Annotated in this window: 20 protein-coding genes and 1 pseudogene; 14 read left to right on the top strand and 7 right to left on the bottom strand. The window is 64.6% G+C overall.

The features are described 5' to 3' along the window. Window positions 1-169: 169 nt before the first annotated feature. Window positions 170-1261 carry a GTP pyrophosphokinase gene (locus ACSQ3Q_RS12655; RefSeq protein ID WP_436134720.1) on the bottom strand — a complete coding sequence of 364 codons (1092 nt, stop codon included), beginning with the start codon at window positions 1259-1261 and terminating at the stop codon, window positions 170-172. Between the two features lie 217 nt (window positions 1262-1478). Here ACSQ3Q_RS12655 and ACSQ3Q_RS12650 point away from each other — a divergent pair, with 217 nt between their 5' ends. Continuing rightward, window positions 1479-4292, top strand: coding sequence for a bifunctional diguanylate cyclase/phosphodiesterase (locus ACSQ3Q_RS12650; RefSeq protein WP_436134719.1), 2814 nt, complete (start codon window positions 1479-1481; stop codon window positions 4290-4292). 12 nt (window positions 4293-4304) lie between these two features. Here ACSQ3Q_RS12650 and ACSQ3Q_RS12645 read toward each other — a convergent pair whose 3' ends face one another. Together ACSQ3Q_RS12645 and dusA are read right to left on the bottom strand one after the other, a co-directional pair. Further along, entirely contained in the window at window positions 4305-4805 is a 501-nt protein-coding gene (locus tag ACSQ3Q_RS12645) for a GNAT family N-acetyltransferase (RefSeq protein WP_436136996.1), read from the bottom strand. Window positions 4806-4867: 62 nt separating this feature from the next. Further along, window positions 4868-5896, bottom strand: coding sequence for a tRNA dihydrouridine(20/20a) synthase DusA (gene dusA / locus ACSQ3Q_RS12640; RefSeq protein ID WP_436134718.1), 1029 nt, complete (start codon window positions 5894-5896; stop codon window positions 4868-4870). A gap of 342 nt (window positions 5897-6238) precedes the next feature. Here dusA and ACSQ3Q_RS12635 point away from each other — a divergent pair, with 342 nt between their 5' ends. Further along, window positions 6239-6826 carry a lysophospholipid acyltransferase family protein gene (locus ACSQ3Q_RS12635; protein ID WP_436134717.1) on the top strand — a complete coding sequence of 196 codons (588 nt, stop codon included), beginning with the start codon at window positions 6239-6241 and terminating at the stop codon, window positions 6824-6826. Window positions 6827-7049: 223 nt separating this feature from the next. On the opposite strand, the gene ACSQ3Q_RS12630 is transcribed toward ACSQ3Q_RS12635, so the two are convergent. Continuing rightward, a complete protein-coding gene (locus ACSQ3Q_RS12630) occupies window positions 7050-7499 on the bottom strand; it encodes an Lrp/AsnC family transcriptional regulator (protein WP_436134716.1) in 450 nt (149 codons plus the stop codon). A gap of 171 nt (window positions 7500-7670) precedes the next feature. On the opposite strand from ACSQ3Q_RS12630, the gene ACSQ3Q_RS12625 reads away from it, so the two are divergent. Further along, entirely contained in the window at window positions 7671-8804 is a 1134-nt protein-coding gene (locus ACSQ3Q_RS12625; protein WP_436134715.1) for a saccharopine dehydrogenase NADP-binding domain-containing protein, read from the top strand. Between the two features lie 45 nt (window positions 8805-8849). Continuing rightward, a complete protein-coding gene (locus ACSQ3Q_RS12620; protein WP_436134714.1) occupies window positions 8850-9788 on the top strand; it encodes a GSU2403 family nucleotidyltransferase fold protein in 939 nt (312 codons plus the stop codon). A gap of 18 nt (window positions 9789-9806) precedes the next feature. Here the strand turns inward: ACSQ3Q_RS12620 and ACSQ3Q_RS12615 are convergent, their stop codons facing one another. Both ACSQ3Q_RS12615 and ACSQ3Q_RS12610 read right to left on the bottom strand, forming a co-directional pair. Next, complete coding sequence (locus ACSQ3Q_RS12615) at window positions 9807-11666, bottom strand: AMP-dependent synthetase/ligase (protein WP_436134713.1); 1860 nt, start codon at window positions 11664-11666, stop codon at window positions 9807-9809. A gap of 687 nt (window positions 11667-12353) precedes the next feature. Next, on the bottom strand, window positions 12354-12743 hold the full coding sequence (locus ACSQ3Q_RS12610; protein ID WP_436134712.1) for a hypothetical protein: 390 nt from the start codon (window positions 12741-12743) through the stop codon (window positions 12354-12356). 9 nt (window positions 12744-12752) lie between these two features. Between ACSQ3Q_RS12610 and ACSQ3Q_RS12605 the strand changes: the two genes are divergently transcribed. Continuing rightward, window positions 12753-13256 carry a GGDEF domain-containing protein gene (locus ACSQ3Q_RS12605; protein ID WP_436134711.1) on the top strand — a complete coding sequence of 168 codons (504 nt, stop codon included), beginning with the start codon at window positions 12753-12755 and terminating at the stop codon, window positions 13254-13256. Window positions 13257-13316: 60 nt separating this feature from the next. On the opposite strand, the gene ACSQ3Q_RS12600 is transcribed toward ACSQ3Q_RS12605, so the two are convergent. Further along, window positions 13317-13952 (bottom strand): GntR family transcriptional regulator, encoded by a 636-nt coding sequence (locus ACSQ3Q_RS12600; RefSeq protein ID WP_436134710.1) that lies wholly within the window; start codon window positions 13950-13952, stop codon window positions 13317-13319. Window positions 13953-14097: 145 nt separating this feature from the next. On the opposite strand from ACSQ3Q_RS12600, the gene scpA reads away from it, so the two are divergent. The 9 genes and pseudogenes from scpA (at window position 14098) to bioB (ending at window position 25377) form a co-directional block, all read left to right on the top strand. Further along, window positions 14098-16284 (top strand): methylmalonyl-CoA mutase, encoded by a 2187-nt coding sequence (scpA, locus tag ACSQ3Q_RS12595; RefSeq protein WP_436134709.1) that lies wholly within the window; start codon window positions 14098-14100, stop codon window positions 16282-16284. 641 nt (window positions 16285-16925) lie between these two features. Next, window positions 16926-17087 (top strand): annotated as a pseudogene (locus ACSQ3Q_RS12590) (GIY-YIG nuclease family protein); the annotation flags it as partial. A 315-nt stretch (window positions 17088-17402) separates the two neighbouring features. After that, on the top strand, window positions 17403-18413 hold the full coding sequence (meaB, locus tag ACSQ3Q_RS12585) for a methylmalonyl Co-A mutase-associated GTPase MeaB (protein ID WP_436136995.1): 1011 nt from the start codon (window positions 17403-17405) through the stop codon (window positions 18411-18413). Between the two features lie 52 nt (window positions 18414-18465). Beyond that, complete coding sequence (locus ACSQ3Q_RS12580; protein ID WP_436134708.1) at window positions 18466-19998, top strand: acyl-CoA carboxylase subunit beta; 1533 nt, start codon at window positions 18466-18468, stop codon at window positions 19996-19998. A 21-nt stretch (window positions 19999-20019) separates the two neighbouring features. Beyond that, window positions 20020-20463, top strand: coding sequence for a PH domain-containing protein (locus ACSQ3Q_RS12575; RefSeq protein ID WP_436134707.1), 444 nt, complete (start codon window positions 20020-20022; stop codon window positions 20461-20463). A gap of 23 nt (window positions 20464-20486) precedes the next feature. After that, window positions 20487-22535: an acetyl-CoA carboxylase biotin carboxylase subunit gene (locus tag ACSQ3Q_RS12570; RefSeq protein ID WP_436134706.1), complete on the top strand. Its 2049-nt coding sequence runs from the start codon at window positions 20487-20489 to the stop codon at window positions 22533-22535. Between the two features lie 5 nt (window positions 22536-22540). Beyond that, the gene (locus tag ACSQ3Q_RS12565; protein WP_436134705.1) at window positions 22541-23389 is read left to right on the top strand and encodes a YdcF family protein; all 849 of its coding nucleotides are present in this window, start codon (window positions 22541-22543) and stop codon (window positions 23387-23389) included. An 86-nt stretch (window positions 23390-23475) separates the two neighbouring features. Beyond that, window positions 23476-23946: a VOC family protein gene (locus tag ACSQ3Q_RS12560; protein WP_436134704.1), complete on the top strand. Its 471-nt coding sequence runs from the start codon at window positions 23476-23478 to the stop codon at window positions 23944-23946. 390 nt (window positions 23947-24336) lie between these two features. Continuing rightward, window positions 24337-25377: a biotin synthase BioB gene (gene bioB / locus ACSQ3Q_RS12555; RefSeq protein WP_436134703.1), complete on the top strand. Its 1041-nt coding sequence runs from the start codon at window positions 24337-24339 to the stop codon at window positions 25375-25377. Window positions 25378-25421: the final 44 nt, after the last annotated feature.

The following is a 25421-nucleotide window of genomic DNA, read 5'->3' as shown; positions in this document are numbered from 1 at the left end:
CACTTGGTAACAAGCGCATGGAGGAAAACCACCAGTCGGGAGTCACCTTTGTGACACGGGGTTGATTTGGCCAGTCCTCCACTCTCCCCACCCGCCAATCCAGTGGATGCTATTAAAATAATAGCATTAAACCATTGCTGAGCAAGCGATAGGTGTCAATTTGACTCAGTTAATGGGCCTTCTGTTCCCCGTGTTCATGTAGCCAAGCCTCAAACGACTCCCTGGCCGAATTGCGCAGCGCTGGGCGGAAGGCTGCCTTGTTACTCAGGTACAGGCAGTGCCGGATCACCGTGTATGGGTTGAAGCTGGCTTGGGGGTTTTGTTCCTCAAAGTGCTGCTTGTAGCGCTTGACCACGCCCACAGTCTCGCGCATCAGGGCGTTAAACCGCGCCCGCGTCATCCCGCGCGACCATGCCTGCACATCGTCCACAAAACTGTCCACCTTCGACGGCTCAAACTCGAAGTCCTTGAAAAAGTGCGTGGCGATCTTGAGAAAGGTGAACGCATTGAGCTCGCTGCTGGGCGCTTGGGTTTTGCTCGGCGCCAGGGTGCTGTCGTCTTCCGCTGTGTCTTCCAGGGGTTCGGCCGTTTCGTCAGGGGCCTGCAGCAGTTCCTCGGCCGTGGCATCGCGGATCTGGCGAAACTCGCGGTCGGCCAGCTCAAACAGCGCCGACAGCACATTGATGCGCCGCTTGAGCTGGCCCGGGATCGATTTTTTGTATTTGATCCGGTGGTCCAGCACGCTCCACGAGTCCTGGATGATGGTGCGCACCTGTAGCTCGAAGGGCAGGTGGGCATAGGCCGCATGCTCGGGCAGGGCCCGCTCGGCGGCGCTCAGCCGCAGATCAAGGTGCAGGCCCTTGTAGCCAAACGATGCCTCCGTGCTTTCTACCGCGCTCACCTTGTCAGTGACGTCGATCACCGCGAAATGGGCGCGCACGATCTGGGCAATCTTCTCCAGTTCGTCCTCGTACAGGCATACCACCCGCACGCCCACCAGGTCGGTGATGTAGCTCTGGATGTCGTAGGGGGTGTTGCTCTCTTCCAGCGCCGGTCGATACTTGCGCACGAACTTGCGGATGCATTCGTCGGCGTCCTTGACTCGGCCCTCGACCTTGGCGATGTCCACGCCACCATCGAGCGTGACCGTGGCGGCCACCAGCCCCGTCAACGCCGCGCAGGCGTCTTCGAGCGCGGGGGAGTGTTGCGCGTAAAAAGCGCGAAAGGCGGATTCCTCCAGGTCGAAATCAAGCGATGGCATGCCAGGTCTCTGCGTTGTAGTTGGTCAAATTGCGCGCTGCCCCACGGTGCCGCGACCCCGGGGAGCATAGCCGTCGGGCCCCGGGGGCTGGTGGGCCCCAGTGTGGGTGCAAATGCTGGTTTTCCCGTGCCGGACGGATGCTCATAATGGTGCAGACACCGTAAGCTGTCACGATTTGAAGCGATTTGCCCGCTGGCACTGCCGGTAGCCCACGCGCATGAAACCCCAACTTCCACCCACAAACCTCCAGCCCGGCGCCGACAGCGTGGTAGCTGACGCTCTGCGCGCTGGCGGGCTAAGTGCGGAGGAGGGCGATCGCGAGGCCACCACCCGGCGCCCCTGGGTGCCGCTGGTGCTGCCGGCCCTGGTCGTTCTGTTGATGCTGGGCCTCACGTTTCTGTATTGGCACAGCGAGGAGCGTGGCGCGCGGGCCAATCGAGACAAAAACTTCCAGGTCGCGGCCGACCAGATTGCCTACAACCTCAAGGACCGCATGGCGACCTATGAGGTCGTGCTGCGCGGCGCCAAAGGGTACTTCGAAGGCTCCGAGCGCATCGACCGCGAGGAATTCGAGGCCTACGTGGGGGCGCTGCGGCTGGCGGAAACCCGGCCGGGCCTGAAGGCCATCTCGCTCATTCAGCGGCTACCGGCGGCCGCCTTGCAGTCACATGCAGCGGACATGCGCGCGCGCGGTTTCCCGGCCTACCGGATGCAACCCGACGGGGAGCGCGCTGTCTACGCGCCCATCACCCACATTGCGCCGCCGGTGGGCGACAACCTCAAATTGCTGGGTTTCGACACCTTGACCGTGCCCGCCGCGCAGGAGGCGCTGGACCGCGCGCGCGACACCGGCGAACTTGCCCTGTCGAGCCGGGTGGCGCTGCTGTCTGGGGGCGAGCCCGGCTTCTGGGTGTTTTTACCCATCTACAGCGCCAGCGCCGACACGCGCACGGTGCAAGGGCGGCGCGACGCCCTGGTGGCCTGGGTGTCGGCACAGTTTCGGCTGGCCGATGTGATGGGGGGCATGCGCAAGGAGATCGATGCCGACATCGGCCTGCAGATCATGGACAGCGCGGGCGCGACCGGTGCCGACACGCTGGTCTTTGGCACGCCGATGTCCACCACCGCGTCAACGCTGCTCAGCAACCGGGTGCTCGAACTGGGCGGGCGCCGCTGGACGCTGCAGATGGCGCCCCTCTCGGCCTTTGCCCTGCGCCATCAGGACGACAGCCACCTGCCTGTGGCCGTTCTCGGCACTGCGATGAGCCTGCTGTTGGGCTGGTTCACCTGGCTGCTGGCCACCGGGCGCGAGCGGACCGCGGCGCTGGCGCGCAGCATGACGGCTGAACTGCGTGCTGCCCGCGACGACCTGGAGAGCACGCTCAACGCCATTCCGGACCTGCTGTTCGAGATTGATCTGGACGGGCGCATCCACCACTACCGCTCGGCCCGCTCCGACCTGTTGGCCGTGCCGCCAGAGATGTTCCTCGGCCGGCGCCTGGTGGACGTGGTGCCGCCCGAGGCTGCCACCGGTTGCCATGCCGCGCTGGCGGCAGCCCACCACACGGGCTACTCAGCCGGCCACCAGTACCGGCTGGAGTTGGGCGGAGACACCCACTGGTTTGAGCTGTCCATCGCCCGCAAGGAAAGCGCAGTGCAAGGGGGGGCGCCGCGCTTCATCGCGCTGTCGCGCGACATCACGGAACGCAAGCAGGCGGAGGCGCGCACCCACCAGCTGGCGTACTTTGACAGCCTCACTGGCCTGCCCAACCGGCGCATGCTGCTCGACCGGCTGGATCACGCGCTCTACAGCGCGCAAAAGGCGGGGCAGGTCGGCGCGCTGCTCTACATCGACCTGGACAACTTCAAGCAGATCAACGACGCGCGCGGCCACCCGCTGGGCGACGCGTTGCTGCTGCAAGTCAGCAAACGCCTGTCGGCCCTGCTGCGCGGGGGCGACACCGTAGCGCGGCTGGGCGGCGACGAGTTTGTCGTCCTGCTGCACAACGTGGCCGCCGATGTGGAATCGGCCGGCCGCGCCGCGCTGCTGGTGGCCGAGGAAGTGCGCGCCGCGCTGGAGACGCCCTACACCATCGAAACCCACCTCTACAGCAGCACCGGCAGCATCGGCATCACGCTGTTTCCCAAGCGCGGCGAGGGTGTCGAGGACTTGCTGCGCGAAGCAGACACTGCCATGTACCGCGCCAAGGATCTGGGCCGCAACCGCATCCGTTTTTATGAAGCCGCCATGCAGGCCGACGTGCAGGAGCGGCTGGCGCTGGAGCAAGACCTGAAGAAGGCGCATGCCGAGGGCCAGCTGGCCGCCTTTGTGCAAAACCAGGTGGACGCCACCGGCAGCGTGGTGGGCGGCGAGCTGCTGATGCGCTGGGAGCACCCGGTGCGCGGCAACGTACCACCCAGCCGCTTCATCCCCATCGCCGAAAGCTCGGGCCTCATCTTGCGCATGGGCGACTGGATGATCCTGCAGGCCTGCGAAGCCCTGGCGCGCCTGCAGGCTGCAGGCCGGGCCCTATCGCTGTCGGTGAATGTCAGCGAGCGGCAGTTCCGCCAGGACGACTTCGTGGAGCGCATCCGCCACGTGCTCGCCCACACCGGGGCCGATCCGCGCAACCTGATCCTCGAAGTCACCGAAAGCCTGCTGATCGAGAACCTCGACGACACCATCGCCCGCATGACCGAAATCGTGCAGCTGGGCGTGCGCTTTTCCATCGACGACTTCGGCACCGGCTACTCCAGCCTGGCGTACCTCAAACGCCTCCCGTTGTACGAACTCAAGATCGACAAGAGTTTTGTGCAGGACACCCCCGACGATCCCAACGACACGGCCATCGTGCAGTCGATCCTGTCGGTGGCCCGCCACCTCAACCTGCGGGTGGTGGCCGAAGGCGTGGAGACCCGGGCGCAGGCAGATTTTTTGACCGGCAGTGACTGCGAATGCCTGCAGGGCTACCTGTTTGGGCGGCCTGAGCCCATCGCGGCTTGGGTGGATCGCATCGTGCGGCCAGGTTGATCGCCGCGCGTGTCAGTTGGCGAGGATCGCCCAGCGCTCGTGGTCGCGCCAGCGGCCGTTGATCTTGAGGTAGCGTGGAGAAAACCCTTCCTGCACAAATCCACAAGACCGGACCAGGGTGATGGAGGCCAGATTGCCGGGTTGGATGTTCGCCTCCAGGCGGTGCAGCTTGAGATTACCGAAGGCGTGCCGCAGCACGTGCATCAGGCCCTCGCGCATGAGCCCTTGCCGCTCATAGCCTGAGAAGGCGTAGTAGCCCAGGTAACCGCTGCAAAAGGACCCCATCACGATCTGCGTGACGTTGATCACGCCCGCAATCTCTTCCGCCCCAGTGGGGTCGTGCCGACAGACCAGAAAGCCATGGGCCGTGTCTGAATCCATCCTCGCCAACCACGCGGAAAACGCCTCAGGGTTGGCGGGCGCACTAGTCCAGCGGGCGTGGAGTGCACGGCTTTTTTGCGCCAGTGCGGTTAGGCGCGCGGCATCGGCCGAGACTGGCGCACGCAGAAACACCGCGGGGCGCGGGCCGGATCTTGGGGTGAGATCGCGCTTTGGCACGCGGCGCAACGCGGAGGTCAGGCCACAGCCTGGGTCAATGGTTCAGGAGTAGGGTCCAGTGCCGCATTGCCATACGCCGCCTTGGCCAGCGCATGCACCTCACGCGCGGGGCGGTCTTTGAGCAGGTGGTTGCTCCACACCTGGCGCCAGATGCGTGCGCCAGGCAGGCTGTGGCGCAGGCCGAGCATGTGGCGGGCGATGTGGGGCCAGGGCGTGCCGTGTTGGGCGGCCTCGCGCTCCATGTATTCCACCATCGCCACTTCCACCTCTTCGCGGGTCAGCGGGCAGGGTGTACCCCCGTAGTAGAGCTGGTCCCAGCGGGCCATCCACCAGGGGTTGTGGTACGCCTCGCGGCCAATCATGACGCCGTCCAGGTGCTCGAGCTGCTGCTGCACCACCTCGTCGGCCTGGATGCCGCCGTTGATCGCAATGGTGAACTGCGGAAACTCAGCTTTGAGCTGGTGCACCACCTCGTAGCGCAGGGGCGGGATGTCGCGGTTTTCCTTCGGGCTCAGGCCCTGCAGCCACGCGTTGCGCGCATGCACGATGAACACGGTGCAGCCGGCCTCGGCCACGGTGCCAATGAAGTCGCGCACAAAGCCGTAGTCCTCGGCCTTGTCGATGCCGATGCGGTGCTTGACCGTCACCGGTACATCCACGACGTCCTTCATGGCCTTCACGCAGTCGGCCACCAACTGCGGCGCCTTCATCAGGCTGGCGCCAAAGGCGCCGCGCTGCACACGGTCGCTGGGGCAGCCGCAGTTCAGGTTGATTTCGTCGTAGCCCCACTCTTCGCCCAGGCGCGCGGCGTGGGCCAGCTTGTCGGGCTCATTGCCGCCCAGCTGCAAGGCTACGGGGTGCTCTTCGGTGTTGAAGCGCAGGTGCCGCTCGGTGCCACCGTGGATGACGGCGCCCGCGTTCACCATCTCGGTGTAGAGCAGGGTCTGGCGTGTCAGCAGCCGATGAAAGTAGCGGCAGTGTCGGTCTGTCCAGTCCATCATGGGCGCGACGGACATGCGCCAAGGGCTCAAAGCGGGGGATTCCACAGCAGGCAAAAGGGCAACGAAGAAGGGGAAAGGGCTGCAGGATGCGCTGGCCCGAGACTCGGGCGGCGCTGCAGGGAGGAGGCGCGATTATCCCATCGGCTGTGGGGCTGCGCCAGCCTGTGGTTATGGATAAATATTGGCCCTAACGCTTGATCTACAAGCTCTTATAGCTATAAATATAGTAGCAGCACGCTCTTGACCCCGTGAACGGTGCTCGCCGGCTTGTCCTGCCGCAAGGCGGGGCCTCACCGGCATCGGCGATACTCGCGACGCTTTTTGTTACTTATCGATGCCCGCAGTGCGGCCCGCCCTTCTGAAGGCCCCGCCTGCCGCTGTTTTCCCATGCACCACACGATTTTTGACACGCCGGTTGTCAACACCCTGCTGCGCGCCTTGTCGCGCGCGACCTTGCGCCTGACGGGCTGGAAGGTGGAAGGTGTGCTGCCGGCCCACGCTGCCAAAAGCGTGCTGATCGCCGCACCCCACACCAGCAACTGGGATCTGCCGTACACGCTGATGCTGGCGTTTTCGCTGCGCCTGCGGGTGTACTGGATGGGCAAGCAGAGCCTGTTCAAGGCGCCGTTTGGCGGGGTGATGCGCTGGCTGGGCGGGATTCCGGTGAACCGGGACCAGGCAAACAACCTGGTGGCCAGCTCTGCCCAGGCAATGCGGGACGCGGACGGCCCCATGCAACTCATCGTGCCGCCCGAGGGCACACGCGGCAAGACGCGGCATTGGAAGACGGGCTTTTATTACATCGCCCAGCAGGCGGGCGTGCCCATCGTGCTGGCCTTTGTGGACTATGGCCGCAAGGTGGGGGGCCTGGGGCCGGTGTTCGAGCCCACGGGAGATCTGGACGGCGACATGGTGCGCATCAAAGCGTTTTATGCGCCCATTCAGGGCAAGAACCCGACGCAGTTCGACGCCTGAGCAGTTTGTAGTCGAATTACCCTCTAGCGCTTGCTAGGTAAGCGCTGGAAGCTCCAAAAACATAGCATCTGAAGGCTTTTGCGAGCGTGCCGGTCGCTACTGGCTCAGCCCAGGCGAGGGCTGCCGCGCAAGGTCGCCCCGTTGCGCCGGCAGCGTCCCCCTTTCCGGCTCGCGCAGCAAGGCGAGAGAAGGGGGAAAGCGGCGTAAGCCGCTCAGGGGGATGTCACCCCACCTGTCGTCGGTCGATCTTGCGGCTGAGCACGATGCTGGTTTGCGTCTGGTGCACGCCGTCAAGTTGCCCCACCTTGTCGAGCAGGGCGTCGAGCTGCTCATGGCTGGGGCAGCGCAAGAACACCAGGTAATCAAAAGGGCCGCTCACGGCAGATACCTCTTCGACCTCGGGCATGGCCTCCAGCGCGCGCAGCACGGTGGGCGCTGTTTTGGGCAACACGCTGATCGAGCACCACGCGCGCACGGTCGTGGCATCGAGCCGGGCGCCCAGCCGCACCCCATACCCGACGACGACGCGCGAACGCTCCAGCCGCGCGATGCGCGCCACCACGGTGGTGCGAGCCAGCCCCAGCTGGCGCGCCAGCGTGGCCGTGCCCTCGCGCGCGTTGGCTTGCAGCAGGCTGAGCAGCTGGCGGTCGGTGTCGTCCAGGGCTGGGGTCATCGTTGTGCTCCTTTGAAAATCACTACGACCATGGTATTCGTCGAAATGACAAAACAGAAAGAGATTTTCGACGCTTTGCACGCTACACATTGACAGTGCCATTGCCTAGCATCAGGGCATCTGCAACACCACTCACTGCTTTCCGCGGTGACCACCACCGGGAGTGCCGCCATGACCATCTTTTCCACCCCCTCCCACATCGCCCCCGGCCGCGCCATCACCATCCTGGGTGCGGGCCACGTCGGCTTTGCCATGGCGCTGCTGCTGCAGCAAACGGGCGACTACGACGTCCTGGTGGTGGACCGCGATCCTGCGCGTCTGGCCGAAGTGGCGCCTCTGGGCGTGTCCACCCAATTGGCCACCGACGACGCAAGCCTGCGGGCCGCCATCGATGGCCGTTTTGCGGTTTTGAACGCACTGCCGTTCCATTGCGCCGTCCCCGTGGCCACCCTGTGCGCCGAGGCGGGCGTGCATTACTTTGACCTCACCGAAGACGTGCAGAGCACGCAGGCCATCCGCGCCCTGGCGACCAACGCCCGCAGCGTGCTCATGCCCCAATGCGGCCTGGCTCCGGGCTTCATCGGCATCGTGGGCAACGACTTGGCCCGCCGCTTCGACAGCCTGCACACCCTGCGCATGCGTGTGGGGGCACTGCCGCGCTATCCGCAGGGTGCCCTGCGCTACAACCTGACCTGGAGCACCGAAGGCCTGATCAACGAATACTGCAACCCGTGCGAAGCCATCGTGGACGGCGTGCGCACCACCGTGCCGGCGCTGGAAGGGCTGGAGACTTTTGCGCTGGATGGTGTCGAGTACGAAGCCTTCAACACCTCGGGTGGCCTGGGTACGCTGACCGAAACGCTGGCGGGCAAGGCGCGGCAGGTGGACTACCAGTCCATCCGCTACCCGGGCCACTGCGCCATCCTCAAGCTGCTGCTGAACGACCTGCGCCTACGTGACCGGCGCGATCTGCTCAAGGACATTCTGGAGACGGCGGTGCCCACCACCGACCAGGACGTGATCGTCATCTTTGCCACGGCGGCGGGCATGCGCGGCGGGCGGCTGGTGCAGGACTCTTACTCGGCCCACATCGTGGGCACCGAGGTGGCAGGGCATAGGTTGAGCGCGATTCAACTCACCACAGCGGCGGGTATCTGCACGGCGCTGGACCTGGTGGCGCAGGTGCGGCTGCCACAGCACGGGTTTGTGGGGCAGGAGGCGGTGCAGCTTGCGGATTTTTTGAGGAATCGGTTCGGGGTAGCGTATGCGGGAGAGGGCGCACCGGCACTCGAAAAATGTGCTTGACCAACATTGGCCGTATAAAATGCAAAAACAAAATTTACACGGCTAATGGACTTTCTCCCTCTTCCCGACAGCGCTGCGCGGCAGTTCATCGACTCGATCACCATCTTCGAGGAGTACCAGCGCACGCGCAAACAAGCGTCTCAGTATGCGGGCGGCATGTACTGGAAGGTGCAGGGCGCCTACGAGTATCTCGTGAAGACCCAGCGCGACAACAGCCAGGAGCGCGTCGGCCCGCGCAATGAACAGACCGAGGCCATTTACAAGGAGTTCACCGGTCGTAAGGCTGTGTTGGAAGATCGCCTCAGGACCCTGCGCACTGCTCTGACGGATGCGCAGCGGCTGAACAAGGCCCTGAAAGTGGGCCGAACACCGACGATGGTGATCGACATTCTGCTGGCGCTCGAAACTGCTGGCCTGGCGGATCACTTCACCGTGGTCGGCACGCATTCGCTGTACGCGTACGAAAGCGCGGCGGGCGTGCGCATCGTGCAAGGCGCGCTGGCAACGCAGGACGTGGATCTGCTGTGGGATGCGCGCAGCAAGATGCGGTTCATCACCGAGATGAAGCGCTCCGACGTGTCGATGCTGCAGGTGCTTCAGCGCGCGGATTCCACCTTTCAGCGCAAGGAAGGGCAGAACGAGACCGCGATCAACGCCAAAGGCTTCGAAGTGGATTTCTTGCGCAGAATGGCCGAAGGAGACGACCCGCATCCGTTTCGCTTTTCGGCTGACGAAGGCGACCTGTGGCCTGTGCAGGCGGTCCGCGCGTCGGTGTTGACCAATGCGCCGCGCTTTGAGCACGTGGTGGCATCGGCCACTGGTCACATGGCGATGATGCGCACCATCGCTCCAGCGACGTTCGTGGAATTCAAGCGCTGGATGGCAGACAAAGCCCCCGCGCGTGAGCCACTCAAGCGCAACCGGGATCGGCGCCAGGCCGACATCGTTCAAAGCCTGCTTGACCAGGGAATGCTGCTGTCGTGAGGCCGAGTATCGGGCTGCTCAGCGCCCACCCGGCTTCAGGTACATCCCGTCGATCGCCTCAGCAAAATACGCCGTCAGGTTGTTGCGCTTGAGCTTGAGCGTAGGCGTCATGAAGGTGTTTTCAATCGTCCAGGGCTCCAGCGTGCAGTGCACGGCGCGCGGCACGGCGTAGCGGGCGAAGCTGGCGGTGTTCTTTTCGATGCGGGCCAGCACGGCGCGGTGCACGCTGGGGTGGTTCAGGCTGTCGGCATCTTGAGCGGACAGGCCCAGGTCCGCGGCCAGGCGCTGCCACTCGTCACGCTTGAGCACCGCCACGCAGGCGATGAACGGACGGTTCTCGCCCACGACAAAGGCCTGCTCCAGCAGCGGGTCGGCCAGCAGGGCCAGTTCCAGGTCGCCGGGCGGCACCTTTTCGCCGGTGGAGGTGACGATGATCTCCTTGATTCGGCCCTTGATGTAAATGCGCCCGCCCACGATATCGGCCTGGTCGCCCGTGCCCAGCCAGCCGTCGGCGCTCAGAATGCGGGCGGTGTCTTCGGGCCGCTTCCAGTAGCCCTTCATCACGATGGGGCCGCTCACCTGCAACTCGCGGTTCTCGCCGATGCGCACCTCCACGCCCGGCAGGGCCTTGCCCACACACGCCGGGTCGTTGTCGTCCAGCGAGTTCACCGACACCACGGGCGCGGTCTCGGTCATGCCGTAGCCCTGGATGAGCGGCAGTCCCAGGCCCAGAAAGCACTTGGCGACGGTGGGCGACAGCGGTGCGCCGCCGCTGACTGCCACGCGCACGCGCCCGCCAAACTGCGCGAGCAGCGGCTTGGCCACCAGCATCTGCAGCAGCGGCCAGGGCAGGGCGGCCATCCAGCCTGCGGCCTTGCCGTCGTCGGCCGCCGGGGCGGGCAGGCCCTGCGTGGCGGAAAACTGCGTCCAGCCCTTGTGCTGGGCGGCCTCGTACAGCTGCATCTTCCAGGGCGATGGCGACAGTTTTTCGAGCAGCTTGGCGTGGATGCGCTCATAGATGCGCGGCACCGACACCAGCACGGTAGGGCGCACGGTCTTCAAATCTTCAGCCAGTAGCGCCACCGACCGCGAATAGGCCACGCAGCTGCCCGCAGCGATGGGCAGGTAGTAGCCACCCGTACGCTCGAAGGTGTGCGACAGCGGCAGGAACGACAAAAACACGTCGTCCACCGTGGGCGCAATGCGGTCGAGCACCGCTTTCACGTCGCTCACCACATTGCGGTGGGTCAGCATCACGCCCTTGGGTTTACCGGTGGTGCCGGAGGTGTAGACGATGGCGGCCAGGTCGTCCTCGGTAGGGGGCGTCGATGCGGCGAGCGTGCCCGCCTGTTGCGCACCCGCCAGCCATTGCGCCAGCGACCCGACGATGGGCCCGCCCTCGGTGGGTGGCAGGGCCGCAATGGCCGCGGCATCGTCGTCGGCAATGACGACGGCCCGCAGTGCCGGAAACGGCGTACCCACGGCCTGAACCTTGGCCCACTGCTCCGCCTGGCCCACGATCAGCATGGAAGCTTCGCAGTCCGACAGGATGTAGGCGATGCTGCCGGGGTTGTCGATGGCGTGCAGCGGCACCGGTACGCCGCCCGTGGCCAGCGTGGCCTGGTCTGCGCACATGGCGTTCAGGCCATTGGGCAGCAGGATGGCTACGCGCGCAGCCGGGGGCAGCTGCATAGCGGCCAGGGCCTGGGCCCACTGGTCGACGCGCCGGGCGGTGTCTGACCAGGAGAGGCTGGTCCAGGCCTGGGTGGGGCTGTCGAAGGCGCGGTAGGCCTCTTTATCGGGGGTGCGCGCGGCGCGGTAGGCGAGAAGCTGGGGCAGCGTCTGGACGCTGGCGATATCGGTGGGTGTGGGGAGCATGAAACCTGCGGTGAAGGCCGTGCGCGCCGAGGGCGCACAGCCTCAGTAGAAACCCGCGGAATCATACCGATCGAAGCCACCGCAAACGCCCGCGCCGAGCGCACTTGTGTTGCAAATGGTGCGTTCCGATTCCCGGAATGATCTGCCGTATCAGTCCAGCATGATGTGCTGCCGCGCAGAGACGGACCCATGAACCCAGAGTCGCGGTGTCAGTAGCCAGCGTGCAGGCACATGTGCGTCTGGTCACACTCATGGCTTCGCGCCCGCATGGCCCTCGGACCCAGGGACACGCGCGAATGCTGTGGTGGCCGGGGCCTGGCTCGGCCACAATGCCCCACCTTGAGCGCTCCGGTACGGGCCGCAACGCCGCTTGCCGCCCGCCCATTGGTATTTGACTCCACCGCACCCTGCCATCACCCCTGTCTTCGCCATGGATCCCGTCACCATCTTCATTGTTGTCATGCTGATGATGCTGGCTAACGGGTGGGTGCTGGGTCTGATGCGCAAGGACTTCCCCGCGGCGCTCCGCCCATGTACCGAGACTTGGCGCACTGCCACGCTGCTGCTGGCCGGCAGCGCCGTGCTGTATGCGTTTCAGTACCAGATGCCGCTGGGCTTGGCGTCGCCACTGGCCAACGGCCTGGTCATGCTGGGCTGCACGGGCTACCAGCGCGCGCTGCGCCAGTTCTATGGGTTGCCCGACCCGCGCTGGCTGTTTGCCCCGGCCCTGGTCGGGTTCATCGGCATCCTGTGGTTTGCGGTGCTTGCGCCTGACACCCGCATGCGCGTGTTCATCCTGTCGGTCTGCTGCACCTTCCTGCTGCTCGCAAGCTTCGTGTTGCTCGTTTCGCAGAAAGCGCCCGAGGGTGTACACAGCCGCCGTGTGGTGGCAGGCCTGTTCGCCCTGGTGGCGGGGTTCATGGTGTTCAGGGCGGCGTATTTTCTGGGGCGCGGCGTCAGCCCGTCGTTCGACATCACCGGCGACGGCGCCTGGATCAACATCGCCAGCCCCATGATCACGGCGCTGCTGCCCGTGGTGGGCACCACGGCCTTCTTGATGATGTGCTCCGAACGCATCGGCCGGCAATGGGAGCTGGCCGCGTCCACCGATTACCTGACCGGCCTGCCCAACCGGCGCACGCTGGTCACGGTGGGGGAGCGGCGGTTTGTCGAAATGCAACGCCCGCAGGGGCGCAGCCTGGCCCTGGCTGTGATCGACATCGACCACTTCAAGTCAACGACCGCCATGGCCACGAGGTGGGCGACGTGGCGCTGCGCCACGTGGCGGAGCACCTGCGCGCCGCATGCCGCGGCAGCGACCTGGCGGCCCGCCATGGCGGCGAGGAGTTCGTGGTGCTATGGGACGGGCTGGACGCTGCGGCTGCGCTGGCCGCTGGCGAGCGCCTGCGTGCGCTGGTCGCCCGGGAGCCGCTGCATGCGGGCGGCGCGCTGATCCCGATGACCATTTCGATGGGCGTGGCCGCTGCGGGCGGGGGTGACCGCAGCTTCAGCGACTTGCTGCGCCGAGCGGACGAGGCGCTCTACATCGCCAAAGCCGGGGGGCGCAACCGGGTGGAGATGGCGGGCTGACGCGCCGCAGCCCCTGGGCCTGGGGTGCGCCGCAGGCGGGGCGGAAGGCGGTGGTTCAGGTCAGGTCGCCGCTTCCAGTCCGTGCGCAAAGTGGGCCTGCATGGCCTTCACCGTCGCCTTGGCATCGCGGGCCACCATGGCGGCCAGGATGGCGCGGTGCTCGTTCAGCGAATCCTCGATGCGCCCTTGCTTGAACAGCGAGTTGTGCCGGTTGAGCTTCATCACCTTGCGCAGGTCGGCCACCATCTGGCTGCGCCAGCGGTTGTCGGCAAGGTCCAGCAGCAGCATGTGAAAGCGCTCGTTGACGGCAAAAAACCGCTCACGCTCGCTGGCCGCGGCCTCCAGTTCGTCGTGCAGGTCCTGCAATGCCTGCAGCTGGGCAGGGCTCGCGGTGGTGGCCACCACGCCGGCGGCATCGCTCTCCAGCAGGCTCAGCAGGTGGTACACATCACGCAGATCCTTCTCGCTCATCTCGGTCACATAGGCACCGCGGCGCACCTTCATCGTGACCAGCCCTTCGGCCGCCAACACCTTTAGCGCCTCGCGCAGGGGGGTGCGGCTGATGCCGAATTCCTCGGCGATCTTGAGCTCGTCAATCCAGCTGCCAGGCTCCAGCTCGCGCCGAAAAATGCGCTGGCGCAGCTGCTCCGCAACTTCTTCATAGAGGGCGCGGGGCGTGAGGGTGACAGCGGACATGGGTGGATTGTAAGCGGGGAGGAATATTTTGAATCAATAATTATGAATGATGTAAACTCGCCGCCACATCGGGGGAGGCTCCCGGCGCAGCTTGCAGCGCATTGCCCGCCCCCAGTCCAACGCCATCTTCGGAGACCGCTTCGCCATGAGTGACACGCCCCACAACGCACCGTCCGCAACGCCGACGCCCGAGTTTGCACCCGCGTCGCTGCAGGCCTGGGCCAAGGCTGCAGCCAAGTCCGCCCCTGGAGGCAATGTCGAAGCGCTCAACTGGGTAACGCCCGACGGCATCACCGTCAAGCCGCTGTACACCGCCGAAGACACTGCCGGCCTGCCGTACGCCAACACGTTGCCGGGCTTCGAGCCCTACCTTCGCGGCCCGCAGGCGACCATGTACGCCGTGCGGCCCTGGACCATTCGCCAGTACGCGGGCTTCTCCACCGCTGAGGAATCCAACGCCTTCTACCGCAAGGCGCTGGCCGCTGGTGGGCAGGGCGTGAGCGTGGCGTTTGACCTGGCCACCCACCGGGGCTACGACAGCGACCACCCCCGCGTGACCGGCGACGTAGGCAAGGCCGGCGTGGCGATCGATTCGGTCGAGGACATGAAGATCCTGTTCGACCAGATTCCGCTGGACAAGGTCAGCGTCTCCATGACCATGAACGGCGCCGTGCTGCCCGTGCTGGCGGGCTATGTGGTGGCGGCGGAAGAGCAGGGCGTCTCGCAAGACCAGCTCTCGGGAACCATTCAGAACGACATTCTGAAAGAGTTCATGGTGCGCAACACCTACATCTACCCGCCCAAGCCCTCGATGCGCATCATCGGCGACATCATCGGCTACACGGCACGCAACATGCCCAAGTTCAACTCGATCTCCATCTCGGGTTACCACATGCAGGAGGCGGGCGCCAACCAGGCGCTGGAGCTGGCATTCACCCTGGCCGACGGCAAGGAGTACGTGAAGACGGCCATCGCCTCGGGCCTGGACGTGGACGAGTTCGCCGGGCGACTGAGCTTCTTCTGGGCCATCGGCATGAACTTCTACCTTGAAGTCGCCAAGATGCGCGCCGCGCGCCTGCTGTGGTGCCGCATCATGAAGGAGACCGGCGCCAAGAACCCCAAGAGCCTGATGCTGCGCACTCACTGCCAGACCTCGGGCTGGTCGCTGACGGAGCAGGACCCCTACAACAACATCGTGCGCACCACCATCGAAGCCATGGCCGCGGTGTTTGGCGGCACGCAGAGCCTGCACACCAACGCGCTCGACGAAGCCATCGCGCTGCCCACCGAGTTCAGCTCGCGCATCGCGCGCAACACGCAGCTCATCATCCAGGAAGAGACGCACATCACCAACGTGGTCGACCCCTGGGCCGGTAGCTACATGATGGAAAAGCTCACCCAGGACATGATGGACGCCGCCTGGAAGATCATCGAAGAGGTCGAAGCCATGGGGGGCATGACCCAGGCCGTGGACAGCGGCTGGGCCAAGCTCAAGATCGAGGCTGCTGCGGCAGAGAAGCAGGCGCGGATCGACAGCGGCAAGGACGTGATCGTGGGCGTCAACAAGTACAAGCTCAAGAAAGAAGACCCGGTCGACATCCTGCAGATCGACAACGTCAAGGTGCGCGATGGGCAGATCGAGCGCCTTAAAAATATCAGGGCAAATCGCGACCCAGCGCTGGTCCAGCAAGCACTGGATGCTCTCACTTCTGCAGCAGAAGACGGCAGCGGCAACCTGCTGGACTTGGCCATCAAGGCCGTGCGCCTGCGCGCCACGGTGGGCGAGGTGAGTGACGCGCTGGAAAAGGTCTACGGCCGCCACCGCGCGGACACGCAAAAGGTGACCGGTGTGTACGCAGCCGCGTATGACTCGGCCGAAGGCTGGGACAAACTCAAGGCTGAAATCACCGAATTTGCCGACACCGAGGGCCGCCGCCCCCGCGTCATGATCGCCAAGCTGGGCCAGGACGGCCACGATCGCGGCGCCAAAGTGGTGGCCACGGCATTTGCCGATCTGGGCTTCGACGTGGACATGGGTCCGCTCTTCCAGACGCCCGAGGAATGCGCGCGCCAAGCCATCGAGAACGACGTGCACGCCGTGGGCGTGAGCACGCTCGCCGCGGGCCACAAGACGCTGGTGCCCGCCATCATCCAATCGCTCAAGGATCAGGGTGCTGACGACATCATCGTGTTCGTTGGCGGGGTGATCCCAGCGCAGGACTATGAGCACCTGTACGCAGCGGGCGTGAAGGGTATCTACGGGCCCGGCACGCCGATTCCGGCTAGTGCGAAGGATGTGCTGGAGCAGATTCGCAAGGCAGTGGCGGCGTGACCGAGCTGTTCATTTGCTCCCTGCCCGTTCGGGCTGAGCTTGTCGAAGCCGGGGCTAGGATCTGCGACGGCCTTCGACAAGCTCAGGCTGAACGGTTGGGGGTTCATTTAGGTGAGCGAAACCTTGGCCCAATCGGACTCGCACCCGTTCGGGCTGAGCTTGTCGAAGCCAGTGCACAAACCTGCGACGGCCTTCGACAAGTTCAGGCTGAACAGTTGGGGGTTCACCTAGGTGAGCGGAACCTTGGCCCAATCGGGTTCCTGCCCGTTAGGGCTGAGCTTGTCGAAGCCAGGGCACAAACCTGTGAAGGCCTTCGACAGGCTCAGGCTGAACGGTTGGGGATTCATCTAGCTGAGCGGAACCTTAGACCAATCGGGTTCCTGCCCGTTCGGGCTGAGCTCGTCGAAGCCAGGGCTCAAACCTGTGATGGCCTTCGACAAGCTCAGGCTGAACGGTTGGGGATTCATCTAGCTGAGCGGAACCTTGGCCCAATCGGGTTCCCGCCCGTTCGGGCTGAGCTTGTCGAAGCCAGGGCACAAACCTGTGACGGTGTTCGACAGCCTCTGGCTGAGCGGCTTTGGGTGGGTGGGGCTGAACGCCACGGCGCGGTGCGAACGCCCGGCCTTGTCAATCGCTGAAGCATGTGCCCCTTCTACGTCTACATCCTGCGTTGTGCCGACGGGTCTTACTACGTCGGCCACACCGACGACATTGCGTTGCGCATGCAGCAGCATGAAAACGGCGACATCGGCTACACGTCGCTGCGAAAGCCTGTTGAACTGGTTTGGCAAGGTGAGTTTGAGACCCGTGAGGGCGCGATCGCTTTCGAGCAGCAAATTAAAGGCTGGTCTCGGGCCAAGAAGGAAGCATTGATGGCCGGCGATTGGGACCGCGTTCAGGAACTGGCGCGGTCGCAGGGCAAGCTTGCAGGATCGCCCAGACTTCGACAAGCTCAGCCCGAACGGGTGGGGGGAGACGCGGGCGCTGGAGATCGAGCCGCTGACGAAGCGCAAACATACCGAAGCTCTGACGTTTGCATCCCTGCAACCCTTGAAGCTCCAACACCCAAAACCGTTCAGCCTGAGCTTGTCGAAGGCCAGCCTCAACCCTCGAACAACCTGCTTTCCGGAATTACCGGCCCCGCCGGCGCCATCCAGCGCCGCGCCATGTCCAAGGCCATCACGCTGCTCGAATCCACCCGCGCCGACCACCGCACGCAGGCGGACGAGCTGCTCACCGCGCTGCTCCCGCACACCGGCAAGGCCTTTCGTCTGGGCATCAGCGGCGTGCCCGGCGTGGGCAAGTCCACCTTCATCGAGGCCCTCGGCCTGTACCTCATCGGCCTGGGCCACCGCGTGGCCGTGCTCACCATCGACCCTTCCAGCACTGTCTCGGGCGGCTCCATCCTGGGCGACAAGACGCGCATGGAGCATCTGTCGGTGCACGACAAGGCCTACATCCGCCCCAGCCCGTCGAGCGGCACCCTGGGCGGCGTCGCAGAGAAGACCCGCGAGGCCATGCTGGTCTGCGAGGCCGGGGGCTACGACATCGTCATCGTCGAGACCGTGGGCGTGGGCCAGAGCGAGATTGCCGTGGCGGCCGTGACGGACATGTTCGTGCTCATGCAGCTGCCGAACGCTGGCGACGACCTGCAGGCCATCAAAAAGGGCGTGATGGAGATCGCCGACTTGGTGGTCATCAACAAGGCCGACATCGACAAGAACGCCGCCACGCGGGCCGAGGCGCAGATCACCTCCAGCCTGCGCCTGCTCGGCATGCACGGCAACCCTGACCACGCGACGCACGGCGCGCTGTGGCAACCGCGCGTGCTGCAGATCAGCGCCTTGCTGGGGCAGGGGGTGGATGCTTTCTGGACCACTGTGGCGTTGTTTCGCGACATGCAGTCCGCCAACGGCCGCCTGGCCGCGCGGCGCGAAAAACAATCGCTGGCCTGGATGTGGGAGCGCATCGACGCGGGCCTCAAGCTCGCGTTTCGCCAGCACCCGGCTGTGAAAGAGCTGCTGCCCCAGATGCAGGCCGATGTGATCGCAGGGCGCATCGCTGCATCCACTGCGGCAAGAAATCTACTGCTAGCGCAAGCCCATCAAGCGCCACCAGCTATCAAATAAATAGCAAGCAGCTTCCCTGACCATTTCACCGAAATTTCATCAAAGGACGACCATGCAAGACATCCTGGATCAACTAGAGAAAAAGCGTGCCCAGGCACGCCTGGGTGGCGGGCAAAAGCGCATCGACGCGCAGCACGCCAAGGGCAAGCTCACCGCGCGCGAACGCATCGAACTGCTGATGGACGACGGCACCTTCGAAGAGTGGGACATGTTCGTCGAGCACCGCTGCACCGACTTCGGCATGGAAGCAAACAAAATTCCGGGCGATGGCGTGGTCACGGGCTACGGCATGATCAACGGGCGCCTGGCGTTCGTCTTCAGCCAGGACTTCACGGTATTCGGCGGCGCGCTGAGTGAAACCCATGCGGAGAAGATCTGCAAGGTAATGGACCAGGCGATGAAGGTCGGCGCACCGGTCATCGGGCTGAACGACTCGGGCGGTGCGCGCATCCAGGAAGGCGTGGCCAGCCTGGGCGGCTATGCCGACGTGTTCCAGAAGAACGTGCTGGCCAGCGGCGTGATCCCGCAGATCAGCATGATCATGGGCCCCTGCGCCGGCGGCGCCGTGTACTCCCCGGCCATGACGGACTTCATCTTCATGGTCAAGGACAGCTCGTACATGTTCGTCACCGGCCCCGAGGTGGTCAAGACCGTGACGCACGAAGAAGTCACGGCCGAAGAACTGGGCGGCGCCGGCACCCACACCACCAAGAGCGGCGTGGCCGACATGGCGTTCGAAAACGACGTGGAGGCGCTGATGATGCTGCGCCGCCTGTACAACTACCTGCCGCTGAACAACCGCGAAAAGCCGCCCGTGCGCCCGAGCAACGACCCGGCCGACCGCATGGACCGCAGCCTCGACACCCTGGTGCCCGAGAACGCCAACAAGCCCTACGACATGAAGGAGCTGATCACCAAGGTGGTGGACGACGGCGACTTCTTCGAGCTGCAGCCCGACTACGCCAAGAACATCGTCATCGGCCTGGCCCGCATGGAAGGCCAGACCGTGGGCATCGTGGCCAACCAGCCCCTGGTGCTGGCCGGCTGCCTGGACATCAAGTCCAGCATCAAGGCCGCGCGCTTCGTGCGCTTTTGCGATGCGTTCAACATTCCGGTGGTCACCTTTGTCGACGTGCCCGGCTTCATGCCCGGCACCAGCCAGGAATACGGCGGCATCATCAAGCACGGCGCCAAGCTGCTGTACGCGTATGCCGAGTGCACCGTGCCCAAGATCACCGTCATCACCCGCAAGGCCTACGGCGGCGCGTACGACGTGATGAGCAGCAAGCACCTGCGTGGCGACGTCAACCTGGCCTGGCCCCAGGCCGAAATCGCGGTGATGGGCGCCAAGGGCGCGGTGGAGATCATCTTCCGCGAGGACAAGAACGACCCCGTCAAACTGGCCGCCCGCGAGTCGGAATACAAGGAGCGCTTTGCCAACCCGTTCGTGGCGGGCGCACGAGGCTTCATCGACGACGTGATCCTGCCGCACGAAACGCGCAAGCGCATTTGCCGGTCACTGGTGATGCTGCGCGATAAGAAACTTGAAAATCCCTGGCGCAAGCACGGGAACATCCCTTTGTAAGCGGGTCAGGGGATTTGGGCGATGACGCAACCGCGCGCATTCTTCACATCCAGGGTGGATACATGGCTTTTTGCTATTGGTCCCCTGGCTGGCATGTCCGCCGCCGCGGTTGCGTTGCCGTTGGCCATGCAGTCGGGTTCGGTGACAGATGCGATGGTGTTGCTGGCGGTGGTTGCGTTCGCCCTGATCCTGCCCGCGTGGCTGCTGCTGGACACCAACTACACACTCACGGCTGATGCGCAGTTGTCTATTCGCGGTGGGCCATTTCGCTGGCGCATTGCCTTGACAGACGTGCGCGAAATATCGCCATCGCGCAGCTGGGTGTCGTCGCCTGCACTGTCGCTAGATCGCTTGCGCATCCGCTATGCCAACGAACGGACCATCCTGGTATCGCCGCGCGAGAAGCAACGCTTCATTGATGCCCTGCGCCAACGCTGTCCCGACGTTTTAGTTACCGGTTTTTGAATTCCCCTTTTGAGGAACGCTTTATGTTCACCAAGATTCTGATTGCCAACCGCGGAGAGATCGCCTGCCGCGTGATCGCTACCGCCAAGAAGATGGGCATCGCCACCGTCGCCGTCTACTCCGACGCCGACAGGGAAGCCCGCCATGTCAAGCTTGCAGACGAGGCCGTGCACATTGGTGCCGCGCCCAGCCGAGAGTCCTACCTTCTGGCCGACAAGATCATTGCCGCCGCCAAACAGACCGGCGCGCAAGCCATCCACCCGGGCTATGGCTTTCTGTCGGAGAACGAAGCCTTTGCCAAACGCTGCGAGGACGAAGGCATCGCCTTCATCGGCCCCAAGGCGCACTCGATCGCGGCCATGGGCGACAAGATCGCGTCCAAGAAGCTCGCCAACGAGGCCAAGGTCAACACCATCCCGGGCTACAACGACGCCATCGCCGGACCTGAAGCTGCGGTCGAGATCGCCAAGGGAATCGGCTACCCCGTGATGATCAAGGCATCGGCTGGCGGCGGGGGCAAGGGCCTTCGGGTGGCGTTCAATGACAAGGAGGCGTTTGAAGGTTTTGCCAGCTGCCAGAACGAGGCGCGCAACAGCTTTGGCGACGACCGCATCTTCATCGAGAAGTTCGTGCAGGAGCCGCGCCACATCGAGATCCAGGTGCTGGGCGACAGCCATGGCAACGTGATCTACCTGAACGAGCGCGAATGCTCCATCCAGCGCCGCCACCAGAAGGTGATCGAAGAGGCACCGTCGCCCTTCATCTCTGATGCCACGCGCAGGGCCATGGGCGAGCAGGCGGTGCAGCTGGCCAAGGCGGTGAAGTACCAGTCGGCCGGCACGGTGGAGTTCGTGGTCGGCAAGGACCAGGACTTCTACTTTCTGGAGATGAACACGTGCCTGCAGGTGGAGCACCCGGTGACCGAATGCATCACCGGCCTGGACCTGGTCGAGCTGATGATCCGCGTGGCTGCGGGCGAGAAGCTGCCGCTCACGCAGGCCGATGTGAAGCGCGACGGCTGGGCCATCGAGTGCCGCATCAACGCCGAAGACCCGTTTCGCAACTTTTTGCCTTCCACCGGCCGCCTGGTGCGCTTTCAGCCGCCCGAGGAGACCATGTTCCAGGGCGACACCGACAAGAAACTCGGTGTGCGCGTGGACACGGGCGTGTACGAAGGCGGCGAGATCCCGATGTACTACGACTCGATGATCGCCAAGCTCATCGTGCACGGCACCGACCGTGACCATGCGATTTCCAAGATGCGCGCGGCACTCAATGGATTTGTGATCCGTGGCATCAGCAGCAACATCCCGTTCCAGGCGGCCCTGCTGGCACACCCGCAATTTGTGAGTGGCGAATTCAACACCGGCTTCATCGCGGAGCATTACGGCAAGGGCTTCCACTCCGAAGACGTGCCACACGAAGACCCGCTGTTCCTGGTGGCGCTGGCGGCCTTCATGAACCGCCGCTACCGCGCGCGTGCCTCGGGCATCAGCGGGCAGCTGGCGGGGCACGAGGTGAAGGTGGGCGAGCAGTTCGTGGTGGTGGTGATGGGTGCCGAGGGCCAGAACGAACACCACGCCGTGTCGGTGACCGACTTCCAGGACAAGTCTGGATCGAGTGTGGTGGCTGTGGGTGACAAGAGCTATCAGATCAGTAGCGCCGCCACGTTGGGCCAGGTCCGCGTGCAGGGCCAGTGCAATGGCGCAGGGTTCACCGCGCAGGTCGAGCGGGGCGCAGGCAAGAACCCGCTGGCCCTGCGCATCGCGCACAACGGCACGCAGATTGACGCGATCGTGTTGTCGCCGCTGGGCGCGCGCTTGCACCAGCTCATGCCCTTCAAGGCGCCGCCGGATCTGTCCAAGTTCCTTCTCTCGCCGATGCCCGGCCTGCTGGTCGACGTGGCGGTGCAGCCCGGCCAAAAGGTGCAGGCGGGCGAAAAGCTGGCGGTGATCGAAGCCATGAAGATGGAGAACATCCTCTTTGCCGCGCAAGACGGCGTGGTGGGCAAGGTGCTGGCGAGCAAGGGTGAATCGCTGGCGGTGGACGACGTGATCATTGAATTCCAGTGACCGGCATGACTGCGGGATCAGCCGCTAAGGTGCGGCCCGCCGCGCCGTCCACGCCTTCCACCCCGCGCCGCTGGCCCGTCGGGCGTTTGTCGTGCCTTGCATTGGGGCCGGTCTTGCTGGTGGACGGCCTGGTCTTGATGGGCATGGGCCTCTTCACTGTGGGCGTGACGGTGCCTGGTGCAATCGGTTTGACGCTGTGCGCGCTGGCGTGGCGCTGGCATGCGGTGCACGCGTGGCTGGCCCAGGCGCGGTGGCGCAAGCGCTTGTGGCGCGCGGCTTGGTGGCTGTTGGCGATGTGGGTGGCCAGCGTGGCGGTGTTCTGGGCCACGCTCGCCCAGCGGGTAGAGGCCTTCAACGGCGCTGCTGCCAACATGCCGTTGGGCGCCATCATCGTATTGGGCAGCGGCACGCCCCATGGCAAACCATCGCCAGCGTTGCGCGCGCGGCTCGACAGGGCCCGCGAACTGGCGCAAGCGCATCCTGATGCGTGGGTCGTCGTTTCCGGTGGTGTGGACTTTGGTGAAACCCTGAGCGAGGGCGAGGTGATGGGCGACTACCTGCGCGCGCAGGGCCTGCCGCTTGAGCGTGTCCTGCAGGAGGAGCGCAGCACCAGCACCGAGCTGAACCTGCGGTACAGCCTGCCGCTGCTGGAGGCGCGTGGCCTGGGCCTGGCAACGCCGGTGGCTGTGGTGACCAGCGACTTCCACACCGTGCGGGCGCAGCGCATTGCCAACCGCATCGGCTACTCGCGCGCATTTGCAGTGGCGGCACCCACACCGCTCTACCTCCGCTACAACGCCTGGCTGCGCGAGTACTTCGCCACGCTCAGCAGTTGGGCGCTGGGTGAGGTCTGATGCGCTAGAAAGTCCTATTCTGAGAAAAATAGGCCTCCAGCGCTTGATTTATAAGCACTTGTAGCTATCAAATTAGGAGTAACGCCATGACGACACCCATCCGCCCCTTCAAGGTCCTGGGCATTCAGCAGGTCGCCATCGGCGGCACCGACAAAAACCGCATGAAGACCTTGTGGGTGGACATGCTGGGCCTCACGCAGACCGGCACCTTTCAAAGCGAGCGCGAGAACGTGGACGAAGACATCCTGGCCATGGGGCAGGGCGCCTACAAGGTGGAGGTGGACCTGATGCAGCCGCTGGACATCGACAAGAAACCCGCCGTGCACACCACGCCGCTCAACCACATCGGGCTGTGGATCGACGATTTGCCCCAGGCCGTGCAATGGCTCACCGCCCAGGGGGTACGGTTTGCGCCAGGGGGCATCCGCAAGGGCGCTGCGGGGTACGACATCACTTTCCTGCATCCCAAAAGCAATGACGAGTTTCCGATTGCGGGGGAGGGGGTGCTGATCGAGCTGGTACAGGCGCCACCGGAGGTGATTGCGGCGTTGGGCTGAGCGGTACTGCCTCGGCAGCGCCGTCAAACGGCCCGTAACGTCGGCGATCTCTGAGCGTGCGCTAGACCGTCCGGACGGGAGATCGCAGCAGATAACGTGGTGTTGCAGGCACTACGGCGATGCCGTTGGCGACCATCCCTCCGACGCAGGTAACGGCGCGCAAACCCCAGGGTTCGGCGCGTAAAAACCTCTGAAATTGCGCGGCGTTCTTGCTGGGATTTTGTTGGCAGTTTTTGTGCCCTCCAGGTGTGCAAGTGCGCCTTTTTCTCCCCCAGAATCCGCCCCAAGTCGCCGCACGCCGGTCCAACCGGAAAAGTGCTGCTGTGTAACCCCTGCCTGTCAGCCGTCTCTTGCGGCGCAGCGCAGATGTTTTGAAGGGAACTGAACGCCATGCCGATTGCCACCTCTACCCCAGCGGCACCTCAACCTGTCCAACTGCACCGCCGGACCACGCCGGTAGCGCAGCAGGACCCAGGCCAGTGGACGGTCGATGCCATCCAAGCGTTGCTCGACAAGCCTCTGATGGAGCTTTTGTTTGAAGCGCAGACCGTGCACCGCCAGCACTGGCCTGCCGGCGACATCGAGCTGGCCACGCTGCTGTCGGTCAAAACCGGGGGATGCCCCGAAAACTGCGGTTATTGCCCCCAGGCTGCCGAGTTCGACACTGGCGTGACGGCCAGCAAGTTGATGGAGGTGGATGAAGTTGTGCGCGCCGCCCAGGCGGCAAAAGACGCGGGGGCCACCCGCTTTTGCATGGGCGCAGCCTGGCGTGCCCCCAAGGACCGGGACATCGAAAAGGTGAGCGCCCTGATCGGCGCCGTGAAAGACCTGGGGATGCAGACCTGCGCTACGCTGGGCATGCTCGAGTCGCACCAGGCGCTGGCGCTCAAGAACGCGGGCCTGGACTACTACAACCACAACCTCGACACCGCGCCCGAGTACTACACCGACGTGGTCAGCACCCGCGCCTACCAGGACCGGCTCGATACCCTCCAGCACGTGCGCGCAGCCGGGATCAGCGTGTGCTGCGGCGGTATCGTCGGCATGGGCGAGGCACCGGTGCACCGCGCGGGCTTGATCGCACAACTGGCCAACCTCAACCCGTATCCCGAATCGGTGCCCATCAACAGCCTTGTGCGCGTGCCGGGCACACCACTGGCAGACAGTGAGCCGGTGGACCCCTTTGACTTCGTGCGCATCATCGCCGTGGCCCGCATCACCATGCCCACAGCCCGCGTGCGACTGTCCGCTGGGCGCCAGCAGATGGGCGAGGCCGTGCAGGCGCTGTGCTTCCTGGCGGGCGCCAACTCGATTTTTTATGGCGACAAGCTGCTGGTCACGGGCAACCCCGATGTGGAGGCCGATGTGCAGCTGCTTTCCAAGCTGGGCCTTAACGGGCACCGCACCACCACGTCAGTGGGTGAAGAATAAGAGGGCATTCCCACCGCTGACTTTGGGGACTGCGCAAATCACGC

Origin of the sequence: Acidovorax sp. LjRoot129 (assembly GCF_964253765.1) — a bacterium.
Taxonomy (GTDB): Bacteria; Pseudomonadota; Gammaproteobacteria; order Burkholderiales; family Burkholderiaceae_C; genus Acidovorax.
The sequence above is the reverse complement of the archived record's forward strand: the minus strand, read 5'-3'. Positions and strand labels throughout refer to the sequence as shown.

Excerpts from the sequence above, each read along its gene's own strand:
- ACSQ3Q_RS12655 (WP_436134720.1), bottom strand. The coding sequence starts at position 1,261 with ATGCCATCGCTTGATTTCGACCTGGAGGAATCCGCCTTTCGCGCTTTT.
- ACSQ3Q_RS12650 (WP_436134719.1), top strand. The coding sequence starts at position 1,479 with ATGAAACCCCAACTTCCACCCACAAACCTCCAGCCCGGCGCCGACAGC.
- ACSQ3Q_RS12635 (WP_436134717.1), top strand. The coding sequence starts at position 6,239 with ATGCACCACACGATTTTTGACACGCCGGTTGTCAACACCCTGCTGCGC.
- ACSQ3Q_RS12630 (WP_436134716.1), bottom strand. The coding sequence starts at position 7,499 with ATGACCCCAGCCCTGGACGACACCGACCGCCAGCTGCTCAGCCTGCTG.
- ACSQ3Q_RS12625 (WP_436134715.1), top strand. The coding sequence starts at position 7,671 with ATGACCATCTTTTCCACCCCCTCCCACATCGCCCCCGGCCGCGCCATC.
- ACSQ3Q_RS12620 (WP_436134714.1), top strand. The coding sequence starts at position 8,850 with ATGGACTTTCTCCCTCTTCCCGACAGCGCTGCGCGGCAGTTCATCGAC.
- ACSQ3Q_RS12615 (WP_436134713.1), bottom strand. The coding sequence starts at position 11,666 with ATGCTCCCCACACCCACCGATATCGCCAGCGTCCAGACGCTGCCCCAG.
- ACSQ3Q_RS12610 (WP_436134712.1), bottom strand. The coding sequence starts at position 12,743 with ATGCGTTCGGAGCACATCATCAAGAAGGCCGTGGTGCCCACCACGGGC.
- ACSQ3Q_RS12605 (WP_436134711.1), top strand. The coding sequence starts at position 12,753 with ATGGGAGCTGGCCGCGTCCACCGATTACCTGACCGGCCTGCCCAACCG.
- ACSQ3Q_RS12600 (WP_436134710.1), bottom strand. The coding sequence starts at position 13,952 with ATGTCCGCTGTCACCCTCACGCCCCGCGCCCTCTATGAAGAAGTTGCG.
- scpA (WP_436134709.1), top strand. The coding sequence starts at position 14,098 with ATGAGTGACACGCCCCACAACGCACCGTCCGCAACGCCGACGCCCGAG.
- ACSQ3Q_RS12580 (WP_436134708.1), top strand. The coding sequence starts at position 18,466 with ATGCAAGACATCCTGGATCAACTAGAGAAAAAGCGTGCCCAGGCACGC.
- ACSQ3Q_RS12575 (WP_436134707.1), top strand. The coding sequence starts at position 20,020 with ATGACGCAACCGCGCGCATTCTTCACATCCAGGGTGGATACATGGCTT.
- ACSQ3Q_RS12570 (WP_436134706.1), top strand. The coding sequence starts at position 20,487 with ATGTTCACCAAGATTCTGATTGCCAACCGCGGAGAGATCGCCTGCCGC.
- ACSQ3Q_RS12565 (WP_436134705.1), top strand. The coding sequence starts at position 22,541 with ATGACTGCGGGATCAGCCGCTAAGGTGCGGCCCGCCGCGCCGTCCACG.
- ACSQ3Q_RS12560 (WP_436134704.1), top strand. The coding sequence starts at position 23,476 with ATGACGACACCCATCCGCCCCTTCAAGGTCCTGGGCATTCAGCAGGTC.
- bioB (WP_436134703.1), top strand. The coding sequence starts at position 24,337 with ATGCCGATTGCCACCTCTACCCCAGCGGCACCTCAACCTGTCCAACTG.